This window comes from Methylobacterium sp. HJ2 (assembly GCF_056431005.1).
Genome location: NZ_JBWJYM010000004.1, coordinates 216,684 through 237,741, shown reverse-complemented (window position 1 = coordinate 237,741; position 21,058 = coordinate 216,684). Strand labels below are relative to the sequence as shown.

Sequence of the window (21,058 nt, the reverse complement as noted above, 5' to 3'; positions counted from 1 at the left end):
CCTTTCAGACCGGCTCCACCGGGAAAGTCTCGCTCGGCGCCACGAACTCGTCCTGGGCGGCGACCGTGAGGATCTCGCGGGCCCCGGCCTCGGCGGTGCGCCGGAGCAGACCGTAGACCGATGCGCCCGCGATGCCGAGGGCCAGGGCCGCCGATCCGGTCCGGGCGTAGTGCACGAAGAACAGGGCGGCGATGCAATCGCCCGCGCCGTTGACCGAGAGGGTGAGCCGCGGCGTGCGCAGGCGCCAGAATTGGCCGCCCTCCCCAGCGAGCAGGTCGACCGCGTCGGCGGGCGTCTCGGCGGTGATCAGGGAGGTGACGAGGACGACGCGGGGGCCGCGCGCGTGAAGCGCCAGGACGGCGGCCTTCGCGCCCGCCAGCGTGTCCGTCGCCAGCCCGGTGAGGGCGTCGAGCTCGAACTGGTTCGGAGTCACGATGTCGGCCGCGGGCACCGCTTGGTCGCGCATGAATTCGGGGATGCCGGGGCGCACGTAGACGCCGCGGTCGGTGTCACCCATCACCGGGTCGCAGCAATAGAGGGCCCGCGGGTTCTGCGCCCGGACCGCCGCGACGGCGCCGAGGATCGCCGTGCCGATATCGGCCGAGCCCATATAGCCGGAGAGGACGCCGTCGCAGCGGCCGAGGACCCCGCGCTCTGCGATGCCCGCCACGAGATCCTCGATCGAGGGTCCGTCGAAGACCCGTCCCCGCCACGCGCCGTAGCCGGTGTGGTTGGAGAACTGCACCGTGTGGATCGGCCAGACCTCGACCCCGAGGCGCTGCATCGGGAACACCGCCGACGCGTTGCCGACATGGCCGTAGGCGACGTGCGACTGGATCGACAGGACGTTCAACACAGGGGCTCCCGAGCAAGGCGCCGCGACAGGCGCGACTGTTAGAGCGCCGCCCGCCGGAGGGAAAGACGGTGGCGCGATTCCGACCGCACACGCCACGGGATCGGCGGCATGGGATCAGAGGCATGGGATCGGCCCCATGGGATCGCAGGGCGTTCCCGGGCGTTGCGTCGGGGCCGCGTCCGTCGCGGCCGGAGCGAGCCGGGCCTGTCGTCGGTCCCGGTTCCGGAGCGTGGGAGCGGCACAGGCATGGATCTCGAAGCCCTGCGGACCACGGCCCTCGGCTTCGTGGAGGCGCACAAGGCCTGGACACCGCTGATCGCGGGCACCCTCGCCTTCTGCGAGTCCATCGCGTTCCTGTCGCTCCTCGTGCCCGCCACGGTGATCCTCATCGGGATCGGGGCGATGATCGGCGCAGCCGACATCCCGTTCTGGCCCGTGGTGATCGCGTCGGGGATCGGCGCGGCGCTCGGCGACTGGCTCTCCTACGAGTTCGGCCGGCACTACGGCGACGGCGCCAAGCGGATGTGGCCGATGCGCAAGTATCCGGAGATGGTCGCCCGCGGCGAGACCTTCCTCGGGCGCTGGGGCGCGGCGTCGGTCGCGCTCGGCCGGTTCTTCGGGCCTGCGCGGGCCGTGGTGCCGCTGATCGCCGGCATGTTCGGGGTGGCGCGCCTGCCCTTCCAGGCCGCCAATCTCGGCTCGGCCTTCGTCTGGGCCTTCGTGCTGCTGGCGCCTGGCGCCGGGCTGCTCACGTGGTTTCAGGACTAGCGTAGGTCTCGCCGACGTAGTTGCCGGTTCGGCCGAGACGGCACGCCCCGGCAAACGGAGAGAGCCCCCGCCCGTCGTCGCACGGTCGGGAACGACTCCGAGCCGGCCAGCACGCCCGGCCGATCCTCCGGTCGCCCGCGGGTGCCCGGAGCGTCAGGCGAAGAGCTTCAGCAAGGCCTGCGGGGCCTGATTGGCGAGGCCGTAGCCCGGCGATCCGACCGGGTGTCGGACGACAGCATTCTGAAGGTTTGCCGCCTCGCCGGCGAGGTCGGCGCTCTTGATGGCACCGAGGGCGCCGCCGCCGCCGGCCGGACGTGAGCCTCTCGGCGCGGTATCGGTCGCGCCGGAGGACGGGAGCGTCTGGCCCGAGGCGTCCTGCGGCTTCTCCGTCGCCGCCGCCGTCTGCAGAGCCAGGATTCCGCCGAGGGAGACGCGACCGCCCAGCGGCGTCGACGGCACGGCGGTCGTCGATGCAGGCGGGGCCTGCTCGCGCGGTGCCGACGGGCTCCCCGACCCCGGAGCCGCCGGAACGCCGACCTCCGCAGGCTTGGAGCCGCTTATCGCGGGCGGGGCGAGTCTCGCGAGGGGCGTGGCGGTGAGGGCGGAACCGATCGACGGCATGGTGGGCAGATCCTGAACGGCGTGGGGCTGGCCGACGCTCGGCCTTGGGCCCTGCTGCGGTCATGGGCAGATTATGGGCGGCCTCCATTGTTTGTTGATGCGGAGAATGCATCGATTTTTAGAGATCGACATCTTTCTCCGCGTCGCTGTCACTGTCCATTCGCGACGCAAGGGATGCGACGGCCGCGAAAGTTCTGTCTTCGTGCGCGGCGAGGCGACCGCCTCGGTGGTGCCGCCGCGACCGCGGGGGGCACCGATGCCGGCCTGAACGTCGATCCGGTCGAGCGCCGTGGTCGAGGGTGCGCTCGCGCCGCAGGTGACAAGGGGGTGCGCGGCTTGGCAAGGTGTGCCGAAACGGAACGCGCCCCTCGCCTCAGATGCCCCCTGCCCTCGCCTCCGCCGACGAATCCCTGCTTCCGCCCGACCGGCGCCAGTCGCCGACCGCGCTTCGGCTCCAGCGCGGGGTCCGCCGCCTGTTCTCCGAGATGGGCTGCGTCACGCTGCCGGAATTCTCGCTGGTGAACGGGCGCCGCGCCGACGTGATCGCGCTGTGCGGGGCGGGCAAGCTGACGATCATCGAGATCAAGTCGAGCGTCGCCGATTTTCGTGCCGACCGGAAATGGCCCGACTACCGGGATTTCTGCGATCGCTTCTACTTCGCGATCCCCGATACCCTGCCGGAGAGCCTGATCCCCGAGGAATGCGGCCTGATCGTCGCCGACGCCTTCGGCGCTGCCATCCTGCGGGACGCGCCCGAGCATGCGCTGAGCGGCCCCCGCCGCAAGGCGGTGACGCTGCGCTTCGCCCACAGCGCCGCGCGCCTGCTGCACGCGCTCGCCGATCCCGGGGCGGTGCGCGAGGGCGCGCTCTAATCCGTCAGCCGCCCGCTGCGCCGCTGCGAGACCCGCGCCAGGGCGGCGAGGTCCTTGTCGGCGTCGCCGTTGGCCATCGCCTCGATCAGGCCGTCGCGCAGCACGCTGGCGAAGGGCATCGGCACACCGACCGCCTCCGCGGCCTGGAGGGCGAGGCGCACGTCCTTGGCGCCGAGCTTCAGGTTGAAGCCGGGGGGCTCGTAGCGGTTGGCCGCGATCGAGGCGCCGTAGCCTTTATAGACCGGCGAGGCGAACAGCGTGTTGGTCAGGAGGTCGAGAAGGTCGGCACCCGCGACTCCGTGGCCCTCCGCGAAGGCACAGGCCTCGCCCATCGCCTCGATCGCCGAAACCAGCATGAAGTTGCCGGCGAGCTTCACGGCGTTGGCGCGCGTCGGATCCTGGCCGAAGGGCCAGGTCTTGGCTCCCATCGCCTCGAGCAGCGGCCCGGCCTTCGCGATCGCGTCCTCAGGGCCGGCGCAGACGATGTTGAGGGCGCCCTTCTCGGCGACGTCCGGACGGCCGAAGACTGGGGCCGCGACGTAGGCCACCCCCGCCCGGTCGTGGATCGCCGCGAGGTCGCGCGCCAGCGCCACGGAGATCGTGCTCATGGAGAGGTGCAGGGCCGGTCGCTCGGCGCCGTCGAGCAGGCCGCCCTCGACGATCACCGCGCGCAGCGCCGGGTCGTCCGCCAGCATGGTGATCGCCGCCTCGCCCCGGAAGGCCTCGGCCGCGCTCCCGACCACCGTCGCCCCGTCCAGGCCGTCCGCCGAGCCCGGCGTGCGGTTCCAGACCCGGACCGTATGGCCCGCCCGCAGCAGGCTCGCGACCATGCCGCGGCCCATGCGCCCGAGCCCGATGAAACCGACATCCATAATAGGCCTCTCCTGAACGGCCGCGGGGCCGCGCAGCGACAACGCGGAACCGGGCGGAAAGCTCAAGCCGCCTGATCGACCGGCGGCACCGGGACAGGGGGCGTCTCCGGGCGGCGCCCGGCGAGCGGCAGCTCGATCGTCGCGCTGAAGCCGCCCTCGGGCCGGTTCTCCAGGAGGAGCCGCCCACCGTGCGCCTCGACGATGGCCTGCACGATCGAGAGGCCGAGGCCGAAGCCCGTCGCTTCGTTGAGGTTCCGCGCCCGGTCGCCGCGCACGAAGGGCTGCAGCATCGCCTCGCGCTCGGCCTCGGCGATGCCGGCACCGGAATCCCGCACCTCCACGCACACCCCGCGCGGCGTCGCGTCCATGAACAGGTCGGCGTGGCCGCCGTACTTCACCGCGTTGTCGACGAGGTTGGTGATCGCCCGCTGCAGGTCGTCCGCACGGCCGTTGACCAGCACGTGCCGGCTGCGGCGCACGGCGACGGCCGAGCCGACATCCGCGAAGGCGTCGCTGACCGTCTGGACCACGGAGGCGAGATCGACCAGCGCATGGGTTCCGGCATCGCGGGACTGGCCGTCCCGGACGAAGGAGAGCGCTGCCTCGACCAGCGCGTTCATCTGGTCGAGGTCGCGCAACGTCATGGTGCGGGCGTGCTCGTCCTCGATGAACTCGGCGCGCAGCCGCAGGCGGGTGATCGGCGTGCGCAGGTCGTGGCTGATCGCCGCGAGCATCTGGGTGCGGTCGTCGATCAGGCGGCGGACGCGGGCGCGCATGCGGTCGAGGGCGCGGGAGACCTGAAGCACCTCGCGCGGGCCGACCTGCGGAAGGGCTGCGTGGTCGTCGCGGGTGCCGAAGGCTTCCGCGGCTCCGGCGAGGCGCGCGAGGGGCGCCGTCAGTGCCCGGGTCGCCCAGACCGAGACCAGGGCGAGGGTCAGCCCGAGGAACACGAGGGTGAAGATGATCGCGCCCTGGCGCGGCGGGCGCAGCGGATCGTCCGGCAGGCTCGCCTGGAGGCGGGCGCCGCGCTGGGTCGCGATCCCGAGGCGCAGCGTCGCGCCGTCCCGCCAGGTCCGGCCGGGCTTCGATGCGGCGGGAGATTTGGGCGCTGGGAGGTCCATGATGGTCAGCGGAGTGCCGAAGCTGTCGCGCAGGCGACGCGCCACCGGGTGATCCGAGGCGGTGCCGCCCGCCCCGTCCCAGGGGGCGAGGTCGAGGATCGGCAGGGTCTCGACGGCGCTGGCGAGGATCTGCGGGCGCAGCTCGGCCGGGGCGGCATCCATCAGGCGCGAGACCGTGGCGAGGCGCCCAACCAGCACGCCGGGTCGGTCCTCCGCGCGCCAGGGCTCCTGCAGGAACAGGAAGGTCAGGGTCGCGACCACGTGCGCCACGGCGATCGCCGCCACGATGAGCACCGCGATCTGGCCCCCGATGCTGCGCGGGCGCAGGCGCTGGCGCAGGCCGGCGAGGCTCATGAGCGGGTGACCTCCGGTGTGAAGAGGTAGCCGCCCGAGCGGATGGTGCGGATGATCTCAGGATTGCGCGAATCGCGCTCGATCTTCTGGCGGATCCGGCTGATCAGCACGTCGATGCTGCGCTCGAACGGGCCGGCGGCGCGACCCTGCGTCAGGTCGAGGAGCTGGTCGCGCGAGAGCACGCGCCCCGGCCGCAGGCAGAGCGCGTGCAGCAGGTCGAACTCGGCCCCCGTGATGGCGACGCGGGCGCCCTCGGGGCTCAGCACCTGGCGCAGCGATACGTCGAGGGTCCAGCCCGAGAAATGCAGGCGGCGCACCCCATCGTCGTCGGGCGCGCTCGCGGTGGAGCGGCGCAGGATCGCCCGGATCCGGGCCAGCAGCTCGCGCGGATTGAAGGGTTTGGCGAGGTAATCGTCGGCCCCGATCTCCAGGCCGATGATCCGGTCGATCTCCTCGGTCTTGGCGGTCAGCATCAGGATCGGGATCGACGAGGCCGCGCGCAGGCGCCGGCACAGGGTCAGGCCGTCCTCGCCCGGCAGCATCACGTCGAGGACGATCAGGTCGACCCGGGCGTCGCCGAGCGCCCGGTCCATCTCGCGGCCGTCGCCGGCGAGCGTCACCCGGCAATCGTTTCCGCGCAGGTAGCGGGCGACGAGGCTGGAGATCTCGCGGTCGTCCTCGACGACGAGGATGTGCGGCGTGGCGGTGGCTGACATGGTCTGGCGTTCGGCGAGCATCATGCCGGATGTTATGCAGCGCGCGGGCCCGCCTCCGAAACGGTCGCGCCGGAGCAAATTTGTAACGGCACGTTTCGCGGCGCCGCGCGGACATATCCCGTAACAGGCGCACCGGGAAAAATCTCCTCGGACTCGACCGGGCGCCTGCCCGGGAGCGCCGGATGCGGGCCAGCCCGGCGCCCGCCGGCCCTTCCGCCTCGGCCCGCGCGCGCCACATGAGGGAGCAGAACCCCCGCTCCGAGAGGACCCGCGCAACGATGTCGAAGCTCGTCCACGCCATGATCCGTGTCCGCGACGAGGCCCGGTCCCTGGATTATTACGGGCGCGCCTTCGGCCTCGCCGTCGCCGACCGGTTCGACTTCCCGGATTTCACCCTGATCTACCTGCGCGACCCGGCCTCTCCGTTCGAGCTCGAGCTCACGGTCAACAAGGACCGCACCGAGCCCTACGCGCTCGGGGACGGCTACGGCCATATCGCCGTCACGGTGGAGGACGTCGAGGCCGAGCACGCCCGCTTCGTGCGCGAGGGCCTGCCGGCGACCGACCTGAAGGCGCTCAAGCACGGCGACAGCCTGCTCGCCCGCTTCTTCTTCGCCACCGATCCGGACGGCTACAAGATCGAGGTGATCCAGCGCGGCGGCCGCTTCGTCTGACTCGGACGTTCCTCCCCTCCTCACCACAGCCAAGGACCCGATGACCAGCCCGACCCGCATCGTCTGCCTCCGCCACGGCGAATCCACCTTCAACGCCGCCCATCGCGCCACCGGCCGGGACCCCGGCCATCGCGACGCCCGGCTCACCGAGCGCGGGCGCGCCCAGGCGGCCGCGGCCCGCGAGCGCCTGCGCGGCACCGAGTTCGATCTCGTGGTGACGTCGCCGCTGACCCGGGCGATCGAGACCAGCGCCATCGTGTTCGGCGAGCACCCGAGCCGGCCGCGGCTGCTCGTCGAGGTGCTGCACCGCGAATGCCAGGAGAGCAGCTGCGATGTCGGGCGCGCGGCCTCCGAGATCGCCGCGGAGTTTCCGCATCTCGAGGTCGGGCACCTGCCGGAGATCTGGTGGCACGCGGAGGCGGGCTCCGAGGTCGGCGGCTACCCGGTCGAGCCGCGGGCAATCTTCGACCGGCGCGTCTCGGGGTTTCGCGATTGGCTGCGGGCGCGGCCCGAGCGGACCATCGCGGTCGTCGGCCACGGGACCTTCTTCTTCCATCTCACGGGAATCTGGCTCGACAACTGCGAGACCACGGAACTCGACCTCGCGGCCCGGACCGAGGCCGCCTGAATCAGGCCGGCGCGAGCGACCGGGCCTCGTCGAGGCGCCGGCCCGCGGCGATCAGATCGATGTCCGGGGCCTGCCGCCCGATGGCGAGGGCCTCCTCCAGGATCGCGCAGGCTTCCGCCCAGGTGCCGGGCAGGAAGGGTGCGGCGCCCTCGGCGACCTCCGCGGCGCAGCGCGGATCTGCCTCGGATCGGATCGCCGCGGTCGCCGTCCGGGCAACAGCGGCGGCCCGCGCGCCCTCGGCCCAGCGCCGGCCGGCACCGGCCGCCTGTGCCAGCGCACCCCCGCGCCACTCCGCGCCGCGGGCTGCCGAGACGGCCGCCGCGAGATCCGCGGCCTCCCGGCAGAGCGCGGCGAGGTCGGCCATGTCGGCCCTGGCGCAGAGCGGCGCCAGGATCCGCCGAATGCTCTGGTGGGCGAGGAAGGCGCTGCGCGCGGCCTCGACCGACGGCTCGTCCGCCGAGCCCGAGAGCCGCAGCACGAAGGCCATGAGGCGGTGGCGCTCGCCATCCGGCATCGCGTCGTTGAGCACGAGGGCGTAGGCCGAGAGCGGACGGGAAAAGCAGGGCGGGCAATCGGCGCTGGAGCGGATCGCCCGGTAGGGCAGGCCCGCCGCCACGAGCGCCGCCTCGTTGATGCAGGTGCCGCCGTCCGGCCCCGGGAACGGATGCGATCCTGCGAGCAAGCGCCAGTTCAGGATGTGCCGAAAGCCGTCCGCCGGACTGCCCGTCATGCCGCTCGCCCCGGTCCGCTGGTTCCGCGAAGCTCAGCCTGCCACGACGCCGGAGCTTTGGCGAGGGGCGCTCAGGCGCCGCCCGGCGCCAGCCAGAGACCGCCGAACATGGCGGCGCCCAGCACCAGCACGAAGGCGGCGGCCAGCAATTCCAGGGTGCCGACGAGGATCGTGCCGGCCCGGCCGCGTCCGCCCGCGAGGCGAAGCGCCGCGCCCTTGGCGAAGACCGCGAGGCTCGCGAGCGCGGCCGTGGTGAGCGCGGTTCCGAGGGCCATCGCCAGGACGGCGAGGATGCCGGCCTCGAGGAGCCCCTGGGACAGTGCGAAGACCAGGAGGAGCACCGCCCCGGCACAGGGGCGCGAGCCCGCGGCGAGCACCACTCCGGCCCGCTCCCGCCAGCTCTCGCGGTCGGCGGCCCGCGCATCGAGGGTGGCATGGCTGCAACTCGGGCCGCAGCCGGGCACGCCGATCCGCGCGAGGCGTCCGGCCTTGCGCCACGTCACGGCGAGCCCGATCAGGGCGACCAGGGCGAAGCTCGCGCTCTCCACGAGGCTGCCGGCCCGCGACAGGGTGGCGGCGGTGACCCCGAGCAGCAGGCTGCCGACGCCCACGATGGCGATGGCCACCGCGGCCTGGAGCAGGGCGGCGGCGAGGCTCATCGCGCAGCCGCGCCGCAGCGTGCGCTCGCCCGCCACGATGTAGCCGGCGATCACCGCCTTGCCGTGGCCGGGTCCCGCGGCGTGGAAGACGCCGTAGGCGAAGCCGAGCCCGATCAGCGGACCCCAGGCCCCGTCCGTGCGCAGCGCCGACACGGCCGATTGCAGGCTGCGCGAGAAGCTCGACTGAACCGCGAGCACCCAGCCGCCGAGGCCCGTCGCCGCGGGCGCGGCCTCGCGGAAGCCGATGCCGAAGGGCGAGCGCGGCGGCGGTGCGGCCAGTCCCGGCGCGATCAGCCAGGACAGGGCCGCAACGCCGAGGCAGGCGAGTGCCACCCCGCCCAGGGCGAGGGCGAGCCGGAGCGACAGCCGCCCGCCTCCGGCCTCGGCGGGCAGGCCGATCCCTACGGACATGCGACGAGGATCCGCTGGGCGTATTGCACGCCGTAATTCGAGGCCGCCGTCAGCGCCTCGAAGAAGGCTTCCGTCATGCCGGGCTTGCCGGCCTCGGTGGTGCGGGTCTCGGGCGCCTTGGGCCGGGTCACGGTGGCGGCGCAGCCGGCGGGCGCGCCCGCGAGCCGGGCCGCATCCGCCGCCTCGGAGAGCGAGAAGGCCACGAAATAGGTCGGATCGTAGACCTCGAGCGCAACCACCCCCCGCCCCTGCGCCGCCGGCGCCTTGAGAGGCAGCAGGAAGCTCATGGTCAGGGCGTCGCCCTCCATCGCCATCCGCGGCTCGACCGGCTCGGAGAAGCCCTGCTCCTTGCCGCCGACCTTGAGCTTGGTGAAGTAGCCGAATTCGGCCAGACCCTTGGTGTTCTCGGCCGCGAGGTCGGCGAGTTCGTCCGGCGAGAGCTTGCCGTCGCCGTTCTTGTCGAGCCCCTGGGTGACGAAGGCCGAGTAGGCCGCGTCGAAGGTCCAGCTGTGCCGGATGCCGGTCACCTGGCCGGCGGCGTAGGCCACCTCCGCCTTGGCGGTCACCCAGACATGGGGATGGGCGAAGGCCGCGCCCGTCCAGAGCAGGCCGGCAGCGAGGACGAGCGGGCGGAGGAACGGCGCGGCGGTCTGCATCGGGAACGGACGCTCGCGGCTCAGGGTGAAGGACCGGTTAACCCGGCCCTGTTGCCGCTTGCGTGAGGCGAAAGCGAGGCGCCTCCGGCCCCGTCCGGTCGCCGGTCAGTGCTGCAGGATCTTCGAGAGGAACTGCTGCGCCCGCTCGGAGCGGGGCTTGCCGAAGAAATCGTCCTTGTGCGCGTCCTCGACGATCTCGCCGCGATCCATGAAGATCACCCGGTCGGCCACCTTGCGGGCGAAGCCCATCTCGTGGGTCACGACCATCATGGTCATGCCCTCCTTGGCGAGCTCCACCATCACGTCGAGCACCTCGCCGACCATCTCGGGATCGAGCGCCGAGGTCGGCTCGTCGAACAGCATCACCACCGGGTTCATGGCGAGCGCGCGGGCGATCGCGACGCGCTGCTGCTGGCCGCCCGAGAGCTGGCCCGGATACTTGTGGGCATGGGCCGAGAGGCCGACGCGGGCGAGCAGGTCGAGGCCGCGCTTCTTGGCATCCTCGGCGTCGCGGCCGAGCACCTTGCGCTGGGCGATCGTCAGATTCTCGGTGATCGAGAGGTGCGGGAACAGCTCGAAATGCTGGAACACCATGCCGACGCGCGAGCGGAGCTTGGGCAGGTTGGTGGATTTGTCGACCACCTTGGTGCCCGCCACCGTGATCTGGCCCTTCTGGAACGGCTCCAGGGCGTTGACGCATTTGATCAGCGTCGACTTGCCTGAGCCCGAAGGGCCGCAGACCACGACCACCTCGCCCTTGGCGACGCTGGTGGAGCAGTTGGTCAGCACCTGGAAGTCGCCGTACCATTTGCTGATGGCGTCGATGGCGATCATCGTCTCGCCGGTCCGTGCGCCCGGCTGGACCAGCGGGCCGGCCTGGAGGCCGGCATCGCCCGGGGCCTGGGCGCCCGGGGCCACGGGGGTCGACGGCGTCGGGGCCGGCATCGGCGTGGAGGTCATGGCACGATCCTCGTGGGGATGCTGACGATCAGCGGATGATGGCGACGCGGGCCTGCAGGCGCCGCACCAGGAACGAGGCCGAGAAGCAGACCGCGAAGTAGACGATCGCCGCGAAGATATACATTTCGACGAGGCGCCCGTCGCGCTGCGCGACTTTCGAGGCCGCTCCCATGAAGTCCGTCAGCGAGAGCACGTAGACGAGCGAGGTGTCCTGGAACAGCACGATCGTCTGGGTGAGCAGCAGCGGCAGCATGTTGCGGAAGGCTTGCGGCAGGACGACGTTGGTCATCGTCTGCCAGTAGTTCATCCCGAGCGCGGAGGCCGCCGCCGTCTGTCCCTTGGGGATCGACTGGATGCCCGCACGCATGATCTCGGAGAAGTAGGCGGCCTCGAAGAGCGTGAAGGTGATGAGCGCCGACGGGAAGGCGCCGACCTGGATCGGATTCGAGGAGCCCGTGACGTAGGCGCCGATATACGGCACCAGGAAGTAGAACCAGAAGATCACCAGCACCAGCGGCAGCGAGCGCATCAACTCGACATAGACCTTGGCGATGTGCTTCAGGCCTGGCACCCCCGACAGGCGCATCATGGCGAGCAGGGTGCCGAGCACGACGCCCATGCCGGCCGCGAGCGCGGTGAGCGTCACGGTGAAGACCATGCCCGTCCCGAACAGGTAGGGCAGCGACGACGTGATGACGCTGAAATCGAAATTGCCCAGCATCAGCGTTGTCCCGGAACCGCCACGGAGCGCTCGAGGAACGAGGCCGCCGTGATCACCACGATGTTGATGAGGACGTACAGGATCGTGGCCGCCGTGAAGGCCTCGAACACCTGGAAGGAGAATTCCTGCATCGAGCGCGCCCGCGCGGTGAGTTCGAGCAGGCCGATGGTGAGCGCCACGGACGTGTTCTTGAGGTTGTTCAGGAACTCGGACGTCATCGGCGGCAGGATGATGCGGTAGGCGTTCGGCAGCAGCACGTAGCGGTAGGTCTGCGCGACCGTGAAGCCCATCGCGGTCCCGGCGAGGCGCTGGCCGCGGGGCAGCGCCTGGATGCCGGCGCGGACCTGCTCGGCGACGCGGGAGGCGGTGAAGAAGCCGAGGCAGACGACGCCGGTGTAGAAGGGCGCGTTCGGCAATTGCTTCAGCCAGTTGCCGATGGATTGCGGCACCACTTCGGGCAGGACGAAGTACCAGAGGAACATCTGCACCAGCAGCGGGATGTTCCGGAAGAGCTCGACATAGGCGGTGCCGATGGCGTTCGCCGCCTTCGAGGGCAGCGTGCGCAGGACGCCGATGAGCGAGCCGAGGAAGAAGGCGATCACCCAGGAGCACAGGGCCGTGGCGATCGTCCAGAGCAGGCCCGACAGCAGCATGTCGGCGTAGGTGCCGACGCCCTCCGGCGAGGGCTCGAGGAAGATGCCCCAGTTCCAGTTATAGTTCATCGATCTCAGACTTTGCCGCCGTGGAACCGGATGATCGGCGCAATCGAGCAGATCCGGCGGCCCGAGGCGCGCGGAAACGGCCCGATCGACCGGCTTCTGCACAGGAACCTCGCGCGCCGATGCTCAGGCGCGCGAGGCGAACGCTGTCCGTGCTCAGTAGACGGCCGGGTCCGGGCTGTCGCTCGGGGTCTTGAACTGCTTCTCCATCGCCTCGGTCATCGGCAGCTTGAGGTTGATGCCGTGCGGCGGGATCGGCTTGGTGAACCACTTCTCGTAGAGCGCCTTGCCCTCGGGGCTGGTGTAGAGGGCCTTGGTCGCGGCATCCGCCACCGCCTTGAAGGGGGCGTCGTCCTTGCGCATCATGATGCCGTAGGGCTCCGGCTTCGAGAGCGCCTCGGTCGAGATGGCGTAGGCGTCCGGCGTCTTCGAGCTGGCGGCGAGCGAGGCGAGCAGCACGTCGTCCATGACGAAGGCGACGGCGCGGCCGGTCTCGACCATCAGGAAGGCCTCGGCGTGGTCCTTGGCCGGCAGGATGGTCAGGCCGAGCTTGCGCTCGGTGTTGGCCTCGTTGATCTGCCGGATGTTGGTGGTGCCCGAGGTCGAGACCACGGTCTTGCCCTTCAGGTCGTCGATCTTGGTGAGGTTGGCGTCCTTCTTGGCGATGTAGCGCGTCGCCGTGAGGAAGTGCGAGTTGGTGAAGGTCGCCTGCTTCTGGCGATCGGCGTTGTTCGTGGTCGAGCCGCACTCGAGGTCGATCGTGCCGTTGGCGATCAGGGGGATGCGGGTCGCGGAGGTGACGGGGTTGAGCTTCACCTCCATCTTGTCGAGCTTGAGATGCGCCTTCACCGCGTCGGCGATCTTGTAGCAGATGTCCATCGCGTAGCCGACGGGCTTCTGGTTGCCGTCGAGATAGGAGAACGGCACCGAGGAATCGCGGTAGCCGATCGTGATCGCCCCGTTGTCCTTGATCTTCTTGAGGGTGCCGGTGAGTTCCTCGGCCTGGACCGGGGCCGCGGCCAGCGATGCGCCCAGCGCGAGAGCCAGCCCGTAGCGGGCGAAACCAAACTGCATCAGAACGAAACTCCTAATCTGGCCGGACAAGCGCCGGCGCATCCCCACGAGCCGGCCCGGCTTACCGCCGCGCCTTTGCAATGATGGTGCCGCTTCGAACCGTGGCTGCGAACGATGCCGGCGTCTCGGGTCGACCGAACCGGCGCCGTCGGCGCAAGCGTGGCGTCAAGGCCGGTCCCGCACCGGCGCGCACCGCGTCGCCGCGCGGCGGATCTGCCTAAGATTTCCACCTGATCGTCCGCATTCCGGCCGAGGTCGGGCTTGTTCGCCCTGACCTCGCGCATCATGCACATTTTGTGTGCTGGCGCACCGCAATTCCGGCAACCCGCGGGAAACGTTCGAGGATGGATGTAGCGGCTCGGCTTGCGGCCGGACTACGCAAGGCCATCCCGCACCGGATGCGGGACGGCCCTGCGGGCCGAGTGTGGCGACCCGCCCCGAGGGCGGGTGAGATCACTGGGTGATTTCGTTGCCGGTGTAGTCGACCGTCCCGGCCGCGTTCTTCTTCCACTCGTACATCACGTAGTCGGGCTTCGTGATGTCGCCCTTCTTGTCGTACGAGATCGGGCCGAGCACGGTCTGGAACGGCTTGCCTTGGCGCATGAAGTCCGCGACCTTCTTGCCGTCCGTCGAGCCGGCACCCTCGACGGCCTGCTTGTAGATCTGCACGGCCGCGTAGGCGTAGAGGGTGTAGGCCTCGGGATCGATGTTCTTGGCCTTGAAGGCCGCGACAGCGTCCTTGGCCGCCGGGTTCTTGCGGGCGTCCGGCGGGAAGGTGGTGAGGGTGCCGGCTGCACCCGGCCCGGCGATCGCCACCAGCTCCTTGTCGACCATGCCGTCGCCGCCCATCAGCGGAGCCTTCAGGCCCTGATCGCGCATCTGGCGGATGATCAGCCCGGCCTCGGTGTAGTAGCCGCCGAAATACACCACGTCGACGTTGTTCTGCTTCAGCTTCGAGACCAGCGCCGAATAGTCCTTCTCGCCCGGGTTGATGCCCTCGTAGAGCGCTTCCTTGCCGCCCTTGGCCTTGAAGGCCTTCAGGGTCTCGTCGGCGAGACCCTTGCCGTAGGGCGTCTTGTCGTGGACGAAGGCGACCTTCTTGCCCTTGAACTTGTCGACGAGGTAGGCGCCCGCGACCGCCCCCTGCTGGTCGTCGCGCCCGCAGGTGCGGAAGGTGTTCCACAGCCCGCGCTCGGTGAACTTCACGTTGGTGGAGGCCGGCGTCACCTCGACGATGCCCGCATCGGCGTAGACGTCGGAGGCCGGGATCGAGACGCCCGAATTGAAGTGGCCGACGACGAACTTCACCCCGTCCGAGGCGAACTTGTTGGCGACCGAGACGCCCTGCTTCGGATCCGAGGCGTCGTCGCCCGAAACCAGCTCAAGCTTCTGGCCCTTGATGCCGCCGGCCTTGTTGATGTCCTCCACCGCCTGGGTGGTGCCGTTCTTGAGCTGGGCGCCGAAGGCCGCGCTGTTGCCGGTGATCGGCGCGCCGACGGCGATCTTCAGCTGTGCCTGGGCGGAGCCCGAGGCGAGGAGGCCGAACGCGAGGCCTGCCAGAAGTACTGCTCTCATCCCGGTGTTCTCCCTGTCACGTGATCTGCCGCCGTGCCGATGCCGACCCGGCGAACCCTGATTCCACCCACCCTCGGAGCGGAGCCGTTCCGGCGGGCGGGCGCAAGCGTCGCGTCACGGCGCGGTTCCGGCCGATTCCGGATCGCGGGCCCGCCACGTCCACGGCGAGGTCTTCTCATAGAGCCAGCGGTACTGGGTGGTCATCTGCCGGGTCCGGGTGACGCGAAAGCCCGCGGCTCCGGCGATCATCACCACGACGGCGTCCACGAGATAGTATTGCGCCGACAGCAGCGTGCCGTCGAACAGCGCGAAATGGATGAAGCGCACCGCCGCCGCCACCGCGAGCAGGGCGGGGACGCAGTGCCAGAACGGGCGCCAGCCCCGGGCGATGGCGCGGGCCGCCATCCAGCCGGCCCAGCCGCCCATCACCACCGTGACGAGCAGGAACAGCCAGATCGAGCCTTCCTCGTGGAGGATCCCCTGCAGCATCGGGCTCACGCCTTGTCCGGGGCGGCGTGGCCGCCCTCGAGATAGGCGGCCTTCACCGCCGGGTCGTCGAGGAGGGCGCGCCCCGTGCCGCTCATGGTGACGCGGCCGTTGACCAGCACGTAGCCGCGATGCGCCAGCTTCAGCGCGTGGTAGGCGTTCTGCTCGACGAGGAAGATCGTCATGCCGTCCTGCCGGTTGAGGTCGCGGATCGCGTCGAAGATGCCCTTCACCACGAGCGGCGCGAGGCCGAGCGAGGGCTCGTCCAGCAGGAGCAGCCTGGGGCGGCTCATCAGAGCGCGGCCGATGGCGAGCATCTGCTGCTCGCCGCCCGACATCGTGCCCGCCCGCTGCTGCAGCCGCTCCTTGAGCCGCGGGAACAGGGCGCAGACCCGGTCGAGATCCTCGGCGAAGTGGCGCCCGCCGTGCAGGCTCGCCCCCATCTGCAGGTTCTCGAACACGCTCATGCGCGGGAAGACCCGCCGGCCCTCGGGCGACTGGGCGAGGCCGAGCCGGGCGATGGCGTGGGTGGGCAGGCGCGTGATGTCCTGCCCCGCGTAGGTGATGGTGCCCGAACGCGCCTGCGGCGCCCCGAAGATCGTCATCATCAGGGTCGACTTGCCGGCCCCGTTGGCGCCGATCAGGGTGACGATCTCGCCCTCGCCCACCGTGAGGTCGACGCCCTTCAGGGCCGCGACGCTCCCGTAGAAGGTGGAGACGCCGTCGACCGCCAGCAGCGGGCGCCGGGCTTCGTCCTGCCGGGCACGGGTCTCCTCGACCAGGACGTTGATGCCGGCGACGCTCATGCGCCCGCTCCCGCATGCGGCAGGCTGAGGCCCACCTCGGCCTCGACCTGCTCGACCTCCTCGTCCTCGACGCCGAGATAGGCGGCGATCACCTTCGGGTCGGCGCGCACGGCGGCCGGGGTCCCGTCGGCGATCTTGCACCCGTAATCGAGCACCACGACGTGGTCCGAGATCTCCATCACCACCGACATGTCGTGCTCGATCAGCAGCACGGAGGTGTCGTGGCTGTCGCGGATGTGGCGCAGCAGGTCGTTCAGCTCGGCGCTCTCGCGCGGGTTGAGGCCGGCCGCCGGCTCGTCGAGGCAGAGCAGGACCGGATCGGTGCACATCGCCCGGGCGATCTCGAGCCGGCGCTGCGCGCCGTAGGGCAGCGCGCCCGCCGGCTCGTCGGCCCGCGCGGTGAGGCCGATCCGGGCGAGCCAGTCCTTGGCCTTCTCGATCGCGGCCCTCTCCGCCGCGCGGTAGCCGCTGAAGCCGAGGAGCCCGAGCACGGTGAAGCCCGAGGCCCGCATCAGCGGCGCGTGCTGGGCGATCAGCAGGTTCTCCAGCACGGTCATGCCGGAAAACAGGCGGATGTTCTGGAAGGTGCGCGCAACCCGCGCCGTGCGATTCACCGCGAAGTTCGGCAGCCGCTCCAGCAGATGCACCGACCCGTCCGCGTGGGCGAGGCGCAGCATCCCCTCGGTCGGCTTGTAGAAGCCGGTGATGCAGTTGAAGACGGTGGTCTTGCCCGCACCGTTCGGGCCGATGAGGGCGGTGATCTCGCCCCGCCGCGCCTCGAAGGAGAGGTCGGCCACGGCGGTGAGCCCGCCGAAGCGCATGGTCAGGTGGGCGACGGAGAGCACGGAGGCCGGGTCCGTCACGATGCGGGAGGCGGTCTTTGGGGCCGTCATGCGCGGTGTGCCATCTGGGTCAGCCGTGCCCCTCGCTGACGTGGTCGCCCGAGATGGCGCGCCGGGCGCCGAGCGAGACCGAGGGCTGGCGCGTCGAGATCAGGCCGCGGGGCCGCCAGACCATCATCGCCACCATGGCGAGGCCGAAGAGCAGCAGACGGTACTCGTTCGGGTCGAAGCCCTCGCCGAAGACCGCGCTGAGGAAGCCGAGGTTGCGCAGGAGCTCCGGGCCGCCGACCATCGCGACGGCGGCGATCGCGACGCCGATCTGGCTGCCCATGCCGCCGAGCACCACGATCGCCAGGATGATCGCGCTCTCCAGGAAGTTGAAGCTCTCGGGGCTGATGAAGCCCTGGCGCACGGCGAAGAACGACCCCGCGAAACCCCCGAAGGCCGCGCCCAGCGCGAAGGCCGTGAGCTTGGTGGCGGTGGTGTCGATGCCGAGCGAGCGGCAGGCGATCTCGTCCTCGCGCAGCGCTTCCCAGGCCCGGCCGATCGGAAGGCGGCGCAGCCGCAGGGTCACGAGGTTGGTGACGAGGGCGAGCACGAGGATCAGGTAGTAGAGGAACACCACCCGGTGCATCGAATCGAAGCCGAGGCCGAAGCGCGCCGCGAAGCCCTCGTCGCCCGCGGTGAACGGGATGCCGAAGAAGCTCGCCCGCGGGATCGACGAGATGCCGGCCGCGCCCCCGGTCACGTCGGTCCAGTTGATCAGGACGAGGCGGATGATCTCGCCGAAGGCCAGCGTCACGATGGCGAGATAGTCCCCGCGCAGGCGCAGGACCGGGAAGCCCAGCATCATGCCCCACAGCCCCGCGAACAGGCCCGCGAGCGGGAGGCAGACCCAGAACGAGAGCCCGAAGGTGGTCGAGAGCAGGGCGTAGGTGTAGGCGCCGACCGCGTAGAAGGCGACGTAGCCGAGGTCGAGCAGGCCCGCGAGGCCGACGACGATGTTCAGGCCCCAGCCGAGCATCACGTAGGTGAGGATCAGGATGCCGAGATCGATCCAGTAGCGCGCCTGGCCCAGGCCGCCGCTCGCCAGCGTGGCGATGATCGGGAGGGTGAGCGCGAGACCTACGAAGGCCCAGAGCGCGAGGCTCGAGTTGCGCTGGCTCGCATCGGGCTCGGCCCCCACCGCCTCCGTCGCCTGGGCGGGGGACGGGGTCAGGACGCGCCGGGCGTCGCGGCGGGCCAGGACGAGGCGCTGGAGGATGCGGATCCCGAAGATCGCCCCGCAGAGCGCGGCCACGAGGCCCCAGCGCGGGGTGAGGTCGAGCCCGGTCGGCCCCGCGTCGGTGCGGTAGCTGACCACCGGCACGCAGAGGCCGAAGGCCACGAGGGCATAGATGCCGGCATCCCGGAGGATCTCCGCCGGGCCGTTGGCGCGCGCCTGAGCCATCAGACCTTCTCGACCTCGGCGCGGCCGAGGATGCCCGACGGCATGAAGATCAGCACGATGGCGAGGATCGAGAAGGCGGCGACGTCCTTGTACTCGATCGAGAAATAGGCCGACCAGAACACCTCGATCAGGCCGATGATCAGCCCGCCGAGCACCGCGCCCGGCAGCGAGCCGATGCCGCCGAGCACCGCCGCCGTGAAGGCCTTCACGCCCGGCACGAAGCCGTCCGAGAACGAGACCACGCCGTAATAGAGGAGGTAGAGCACGCCCGCGACCGCCGCGAGCGCCGCGCCGAGGACGAAGGTGAGCGAGATCGTGCGGTCCACGTCGATACCGAGGAGCGCGGCCATCTTGCGGTCCTGCTCGCAGGCGCGCTGCGCCCGGCCGAAGGGCGTGCGCTGAACGAGGTACCAGAAGCCGGTGAGCAGCACGACCGTGACGGCCATGATCAGCACCTGCTTGTAGGACAGGAACACCGAGTAACCGTCCCGCTCCATCAGGGTGACACCCCCCGACAGCATCGGCGGCGTCGACTTGTTGCGGGCGCCCTGCGTGACCTGGACGAAATTCGACAGGAAAATCGAGACGCCGATGGCCGAGATCAGCGGCGCCAGCCGGAACGAGCCGCGCAGCGGCCGGTATGCCACGCGCTCGATCGCCCAGCCCCAGAGCGCGGTCAGCGCCATGCTGACCACCAGCACGATCAGGAGCGCGACCGCGACCGAGCTGATCCCGAGCCACGCCGTCAGGATCAGGAAGGTGATCAGCGCGATGAAGCTCGAGACCATGAAGACGTCGCCGTGGGCGAAGTTCACCATCCCGATGATGCCGAACACCATCGTGTAGCCGATGGCGATCAGGCCGTAGATCGACCCGAGGGTGAGGCCGTTGATCAGCTGCTGCAGGAAGATATCCATCGTCCGTCCGTGCTGCCCCGCCGTCCGTCCTCGCCGCAAGGCAGCAAGTCCCGTACCGTCAAGTCACCTAGCCCAGCCCTGCGCCCGCCGGAAGACCCCGCGGTGACGCCGCAGCCGGTTCGCCAATTCGCCCGCTTGTCGGGCGCCGGGGCGCTGCCCGGGGACCCACGTACAAAAGTCCGACTTCATCCGGAGCAGGCCGGAAAACGCCTTGCGCATGGCCTGCATCCTGCTTCACCTTTCGAACACTTGTTCAGAAGAACCGGGCAGCGGGAGAGCATCGATGGCGGGTTCGCGGCTGACGACTCTGATCTTCATCGGCATGGTGCTCGGCATCGTCGTCGGCTACCTGTGCAGCATCACCTGGCCGGATCCCCAGACGGCTAAGGAGATCTCGGGCTACATTGCCCTTGTCAGCGACATCTTCCTGCGGCTGATCAAGATGATCATCGCCCCGCTCGTGTTCTCGACGCTCGTGGTCGGCATCGCCCATATGGGCGACACCGCCGCGGTCGGGCGCGTCGGCGGCAAGGCCCTGCTCTGGTTCGTCGGCGCCTCGTTCTGCTCGCTGATGCTCGGCCTCGTCCTCGTCAACCTGCTCCAGCCCGGCCACAACCTGAACCTGCCGCTCCCCGAGGTCGGCGCCGGCACCGGCCTGAAGGCCGCCTCGCTCTCGCTGAAGGAGTTCGTCACCCACCTCGTGCCCAAGAGTGCCGTGGAGGCGATGGCCAACAACGAGATCCTGCAGATCGTGGTGTTCTCGATCTTCTTCGGCGTGGCGCTCGCCGCGCTCGGCGAGAAGGGTCACGCCCTCGCCACCGGCATCGAGGGGCTGGCCGACGTGATGCTGAAGATCACCGGCTACGTGATGATGTTCGCCCCCGTCGCGGTCTTCGCGGCGATCGCCGCGACGATCACCACCCAGGGCATCGGCGTCATCGTCACCTACGCCAAGTTCATGCTGGAATTCTACGCGAGCCTGTCGGTGCTCTGGTGCCTGCTGATGTTCGTCGGCTTCCTGCTCGTCGGCTCGGCCGGGATCCGGCGCCTGATCTCGCTGATCCGAGAGCCCTTCGTGCTGGCCTTCTCCACCGCGTCGAGCGAGGCGGCCTACCCGAAGACCCTGTCGAACCTCGAGCAGTTCGGCGTGCCCAACCGCATCACCTCGTTCGTGCTGCCGATGGGCTACTCGTTCAACCTCGACGGCTCGATGATGTACTGCACCTTCGCGGTGATGTTCATCGCCCAGGCCTACAACATCCCGCTGACCTGGGGGCAGCAGCTCACCATGCTGCTCCTGCTGATGGTGACCTCGAAGGGCATGGCCGGCGTGCCGCGCGCCTCCCTGGTGGTGATCTCGGCGACGCTATCGCAGTTCAACATCCCGGAGGCTGGCCTGCTGCTGATCATCGGCATCGACCAGTTCCTCGACATGGGCCGCTCGGCCACGAACGTGCTGGGCAACAGCGTCGCCACCGTCGCGGTCGCCAAGTGGGAGGGCCAGCTCGACCTCGTCGACCGCCGCCTCGATCGCGACGTCAGTCCCCTGCCCGCACCCGCCGAGTAGGTC

The 21,058-nt window shown here is 70.3% G+C and carries 23 protein-coding genes; 5 read left to right on the top strand and 18 right to left on the bottom strand.

The features are described from left to right. Positions 1-4: 4 nt before the first annotated feature. The gene (gene pdxY, locus ACS5RC_RS12285) at positions 5-853 is read right to left on the bottom strand and encodes a pyridoxal kinase PdxY (RefSeq protein ID WP_478344143.1); all 849 of its coding nucleotides are present in this window, start codon (positions 851-853) and stop codon (positions 5-7) included. A 249-nt stretch (positions 854-1,102) separates the two neighbouring features. Here pdxY and ACS5RC_RS12280 point away from each other — a divergent pair, with 249 nt between their 5' ends. Further along, a complete protein-coding gene (locus tag ACS5RC_RS12280) occupies positions 1,103-1,624 on the top strand; it encodes a DedA family protein (protein WP_478344142.1) in 522 nt (173 codons plus the stop codon). Between the two features lie 153 nt (positions 1,625-1,777). Here ACS5RC_RS12280 and ACS5RC_RS12275 read toward each other — a convergent pair whose 3' ends face one another. Next, positions 1,778-2,083, bottom strand: a complete 306-nt coding sequence (locus tag ACS5RC_RS12275; protein ID WP_478344141.1) for a hypothetical protein — start codon at positions 2,081-2,083, stop codon at positions 1,778-1,780. 539 nt (positions 2,084-2,622) lie between these two features. On the opposite strand from ACS5RC_RS12275, the gene ACS5RC_RS12270 reads away from it, so the two are divergent. Next, on the top strand, positions 2,623-3,117 hold the full coding sequence (locus ACS5RC_RS12270) for an MmcB family DNA repair protein (RefSeq protein ID WP_478344140.1): 495 nt from the start codon (positions 2,623-2,625) through the stop codon (positions 3,115-3,117). On the opposite strand, the gene ACS5RC_RS12265 is transcribed toward ACS5RC_RS12270, so the two are convergent. From ACS5RC_RS12265 to ACS5RC_RS12255, 3 genes are all read right to left on the bottom strand, one after another. After that, positions 3,114-3,989: an NAD(P)-dependent oxidoreductase gene (locus ACS5RC_RS12265; RefSeq protein ID WP_478344139.1), complete on the bottom strand. Its 876-nt coding sequence runs from the start codon at positions 3,987-3,989 to the stop codon at positions 3,114-3,116. The genes ACS5RC_RS12270 and ACS5RC_RS12265 overlap by 4 nt on opposite strands. Positions 3,990-4,051: 62 nt before the next feature. Next, a complete protein-coding gene (locus tag ACS5RC_RS12260) occupies positions 4,052-5,464 on the bottom strand; it encodes an ATP-binding protein (RefSeq protein ID WP_478344138.1) in 1,413 nt (470 codons plus the stop codon). Continuing rightward, positions 5,461-6,180 carry a response regulator gene (locus ACS5RC_RS12255; protein ID WP_478344137.1) on the bottom strand — a complete coding sequence of 240 codons (720 nt, stop codon included), beginning with the start codon at positions 6,178-6,180 and terminating at the stop codon, positions 5,461-5,463. Before ACS5RC_RS12255 ends, ACS5RC_RS12260 begins: the two co-directional genes overlap by 4 nt. A gap of 278 nt (positions 6,181-6,458) precedes the next feature. Here ACS5RC_RS12255 and ACS5RC_RS12250 point away from each other — a divergent pair, with 278 nt between their 5' ends. Beyond that, a complete protein-coding gene (locus ACS5RC_RS12250; RefSeq protein WP_478344136.1) occupies positions 6,459-6,854 on the top strand; it encodes a VOC family protein in 396 nt (131 codons plus the stop codon). Between the two features lie 40 nt (positions 6,855-6,894). Further along, on the top strand, positions 6,895-7,482 hold the full coding sequence (locus ACS5RC_RS12245; protein ID WP_478344135.1) for a histidine phosphatase family protein: 588 nt from the start codon (positions 6,895-6,897) through the stop codon (positions 7,480-7,482). A gap of 1 nt (position 7,483) precedes the next feature. On the opposite strand, the gene ACS5RC_RS12240 is transcribed toward ACS5RC_RS12245, so the two are convergent. From ACS5RC_RS12240 to ACS5RC_RS12180, 13 genes are all read right to left on the bottom strand, one after another. Next, a complete protein-coding gene (locus ACS5RC_RS12240; protein WP_478344134.1) occupies positions 7,484-8,212 on the bottom strand; it encodes a hypothetical protein in 729 nt (242 codons plus the stop codon). A gap of 71 nt (positions 8,213-8,283) precedes the next feature. Then, entirely contained in the window at positions 8,284-9,282 is a 999-nt protein-coding gene (locus ACS5RC_RS12235) for a nickel/cobalt transporter (protein ID WP_478344133.1), read from the bottom strand. Further along, positions 9,273-9,938, bottom strand: coding sequence for a DUF1007 family protein (locus ACS5RC_RS12230; protein WP_478344132.1), 666 nt, complete (start codon positions 9,936-9,938; stop codon positions 9,273-9,275). Before ACS5RC_RS12230 ends, ACS5RC_RS12235 begins: the two co-directional genes overlap by 10 nt. 105 nt (positions 9,939-10,043) lie before the next feature. Next, the gene (locus ACS5RC_RS12225; protein ID WP_478344354.1) at positions 10,044-10,772 is read right to left on the bottom strand and encodes an amino acid ABC transporter ATP-binding protein; all 729 of its coding nucleotides are present in this window, start codon (positions 10,770-10,772) and stop codon (positions 10,044-10,046) included. A gap of 154 nt (positions 10,773-10,926) precedes the next feature. Beyond that, a complete protein-coding gene (locus tag ACS5RC_RS12220) occupies positions 10,927-11,619 on the bottom strand; it encodes an amino acid ABC transporter permease (protein WP_478344131.1) in 693 nt (230 codons plus the stop codon). Beyond that, on the bottom strand, positions 11,619-12,341 hold the full coding sequence (locus ACS5RC_RS12215) for an amino acid ABC transporter permease (RefSeq protein WP_478344130.1): 723 nt from the start codon (positions 12,339-12,341) through the stop codon (positions 11,619-11,621). The genes ACS5RC_RS12220 and ACS5RC_RS12215 overlap by 1 nt, the downstream gene beginning before the upstream one ends. A gap of 153 nt (positions 12,342-12,494) precedes the next feature. Next, the gene (locus tag ACS5RC_RS12210) at positions 12,495-13,412 is read right to left on the bottom strand and encodes an amino acid ABC transporter substrate-binding protein (protein ID WP_478344129.1); all 918 of its coding nucleotides are present in this window, start codon (positions 13,410-13,412) and stop codon (positions 12,495-12,497) included. Positions 13,413-13,865: 453 nt separating this feature from the next. Then, entirely contained in the window at positions 13,866-14,987 is a 1,122-nt protein-coding gene (locus ACS5RC_RS12205; protein ID WP_478344128.1) for a branched-chain amino acid ABC transporter substrate-binding protein, read from the bottom strand. A 114-nt stretch (positions 14,988-15,101) separates the two neighbouring features. After that, positions 15,102-15,473, bottom strand: a complete 372-nt coding sequence (locus ACS5RC_RS12200) for a DUF6867 family protein (protein ID WP_478344353.1) — start codon at positions 15,471-15,473, stop codon at positions 15,102-15,104. A gap of 8 nt (positions 15,474-15,481) precedes the next feature. Continuing rightward, positions 15,482-16,279 carry an ABC transporter ATP-binding protein gene (locus tag ACS5RC_RS12195; RefSeq protein WP_478344127.1) on the bottom strand — a complete coding sequence of 266 codons (798 nt, stop codon included), beginning with the start codon at positions 16,277-16,279 and terminating at the stop codon, positions 15,482-15,484. Then, on the bottom strand, positions 16,276-17,172 hold the full coding sequence (locus ACS5RC_RS12190; RefSeq protein ID WP_478344126.1) for an ABC transporter ATP-binding protein: 897 nt from the start codon (positions 17,170-17,172) through the stop codon (positions 16,276-16,278). Before ACS5RC_RS12190 ends, ACS5RC_RS12195 begins: the two co-directional genes overlap by 4 nt. 19 nt (positions 17,173-17,191) lie before the next feature. Further along, positions 17,192-18,571 carry a high-affinity branched-chain amino acid ABC transporter permease LivM gene (livM, locus tag ACS5RC_RS12185; protein WP_478344125.1) on the bottom strand — a complete coding sequence of 460 codons (1,380 nt, stop codon included), beginning with the start codon at positions 18,569-18,571 and terminating at the stop codon, positions 17,192-17,194. Further along, positions 18,571-19,488: a branched-chain amino acid ABC transporter permease gene (locus tag ACS5RC_RS12180; protein ID WP_478344124.1), complete on the bottom strand. Its 918-nt coding sequence runs from the start codon at positions 19,486-19,488 to the stop codon at positions 18,571-18,573. Before ACS5RC_RS12180 ends, livM begins: the two co-directional genes overlap by 1 nt. Positions 19,489-19,771: 283 nt before the next feature. Here ACS5RC_RS12180 and ACS5RC_RS12175 point away from each other — a divergent pair, with 283 nt between their 5' ends. Then, positions 19,772-21,055 (top strand): dicarboxylate/amino acid:cation symporter, encoded by a 1,284-nt coding sequence (locus ACS5RC_RS12175; RefSeq protein ID WP_478344123.1) that lies wholly within the window; start codon positions 19,772-19,774, stop codon positions 21,053-21,055. Positions 21,056-21,058 lie beyond the last annotated feature (3 nt).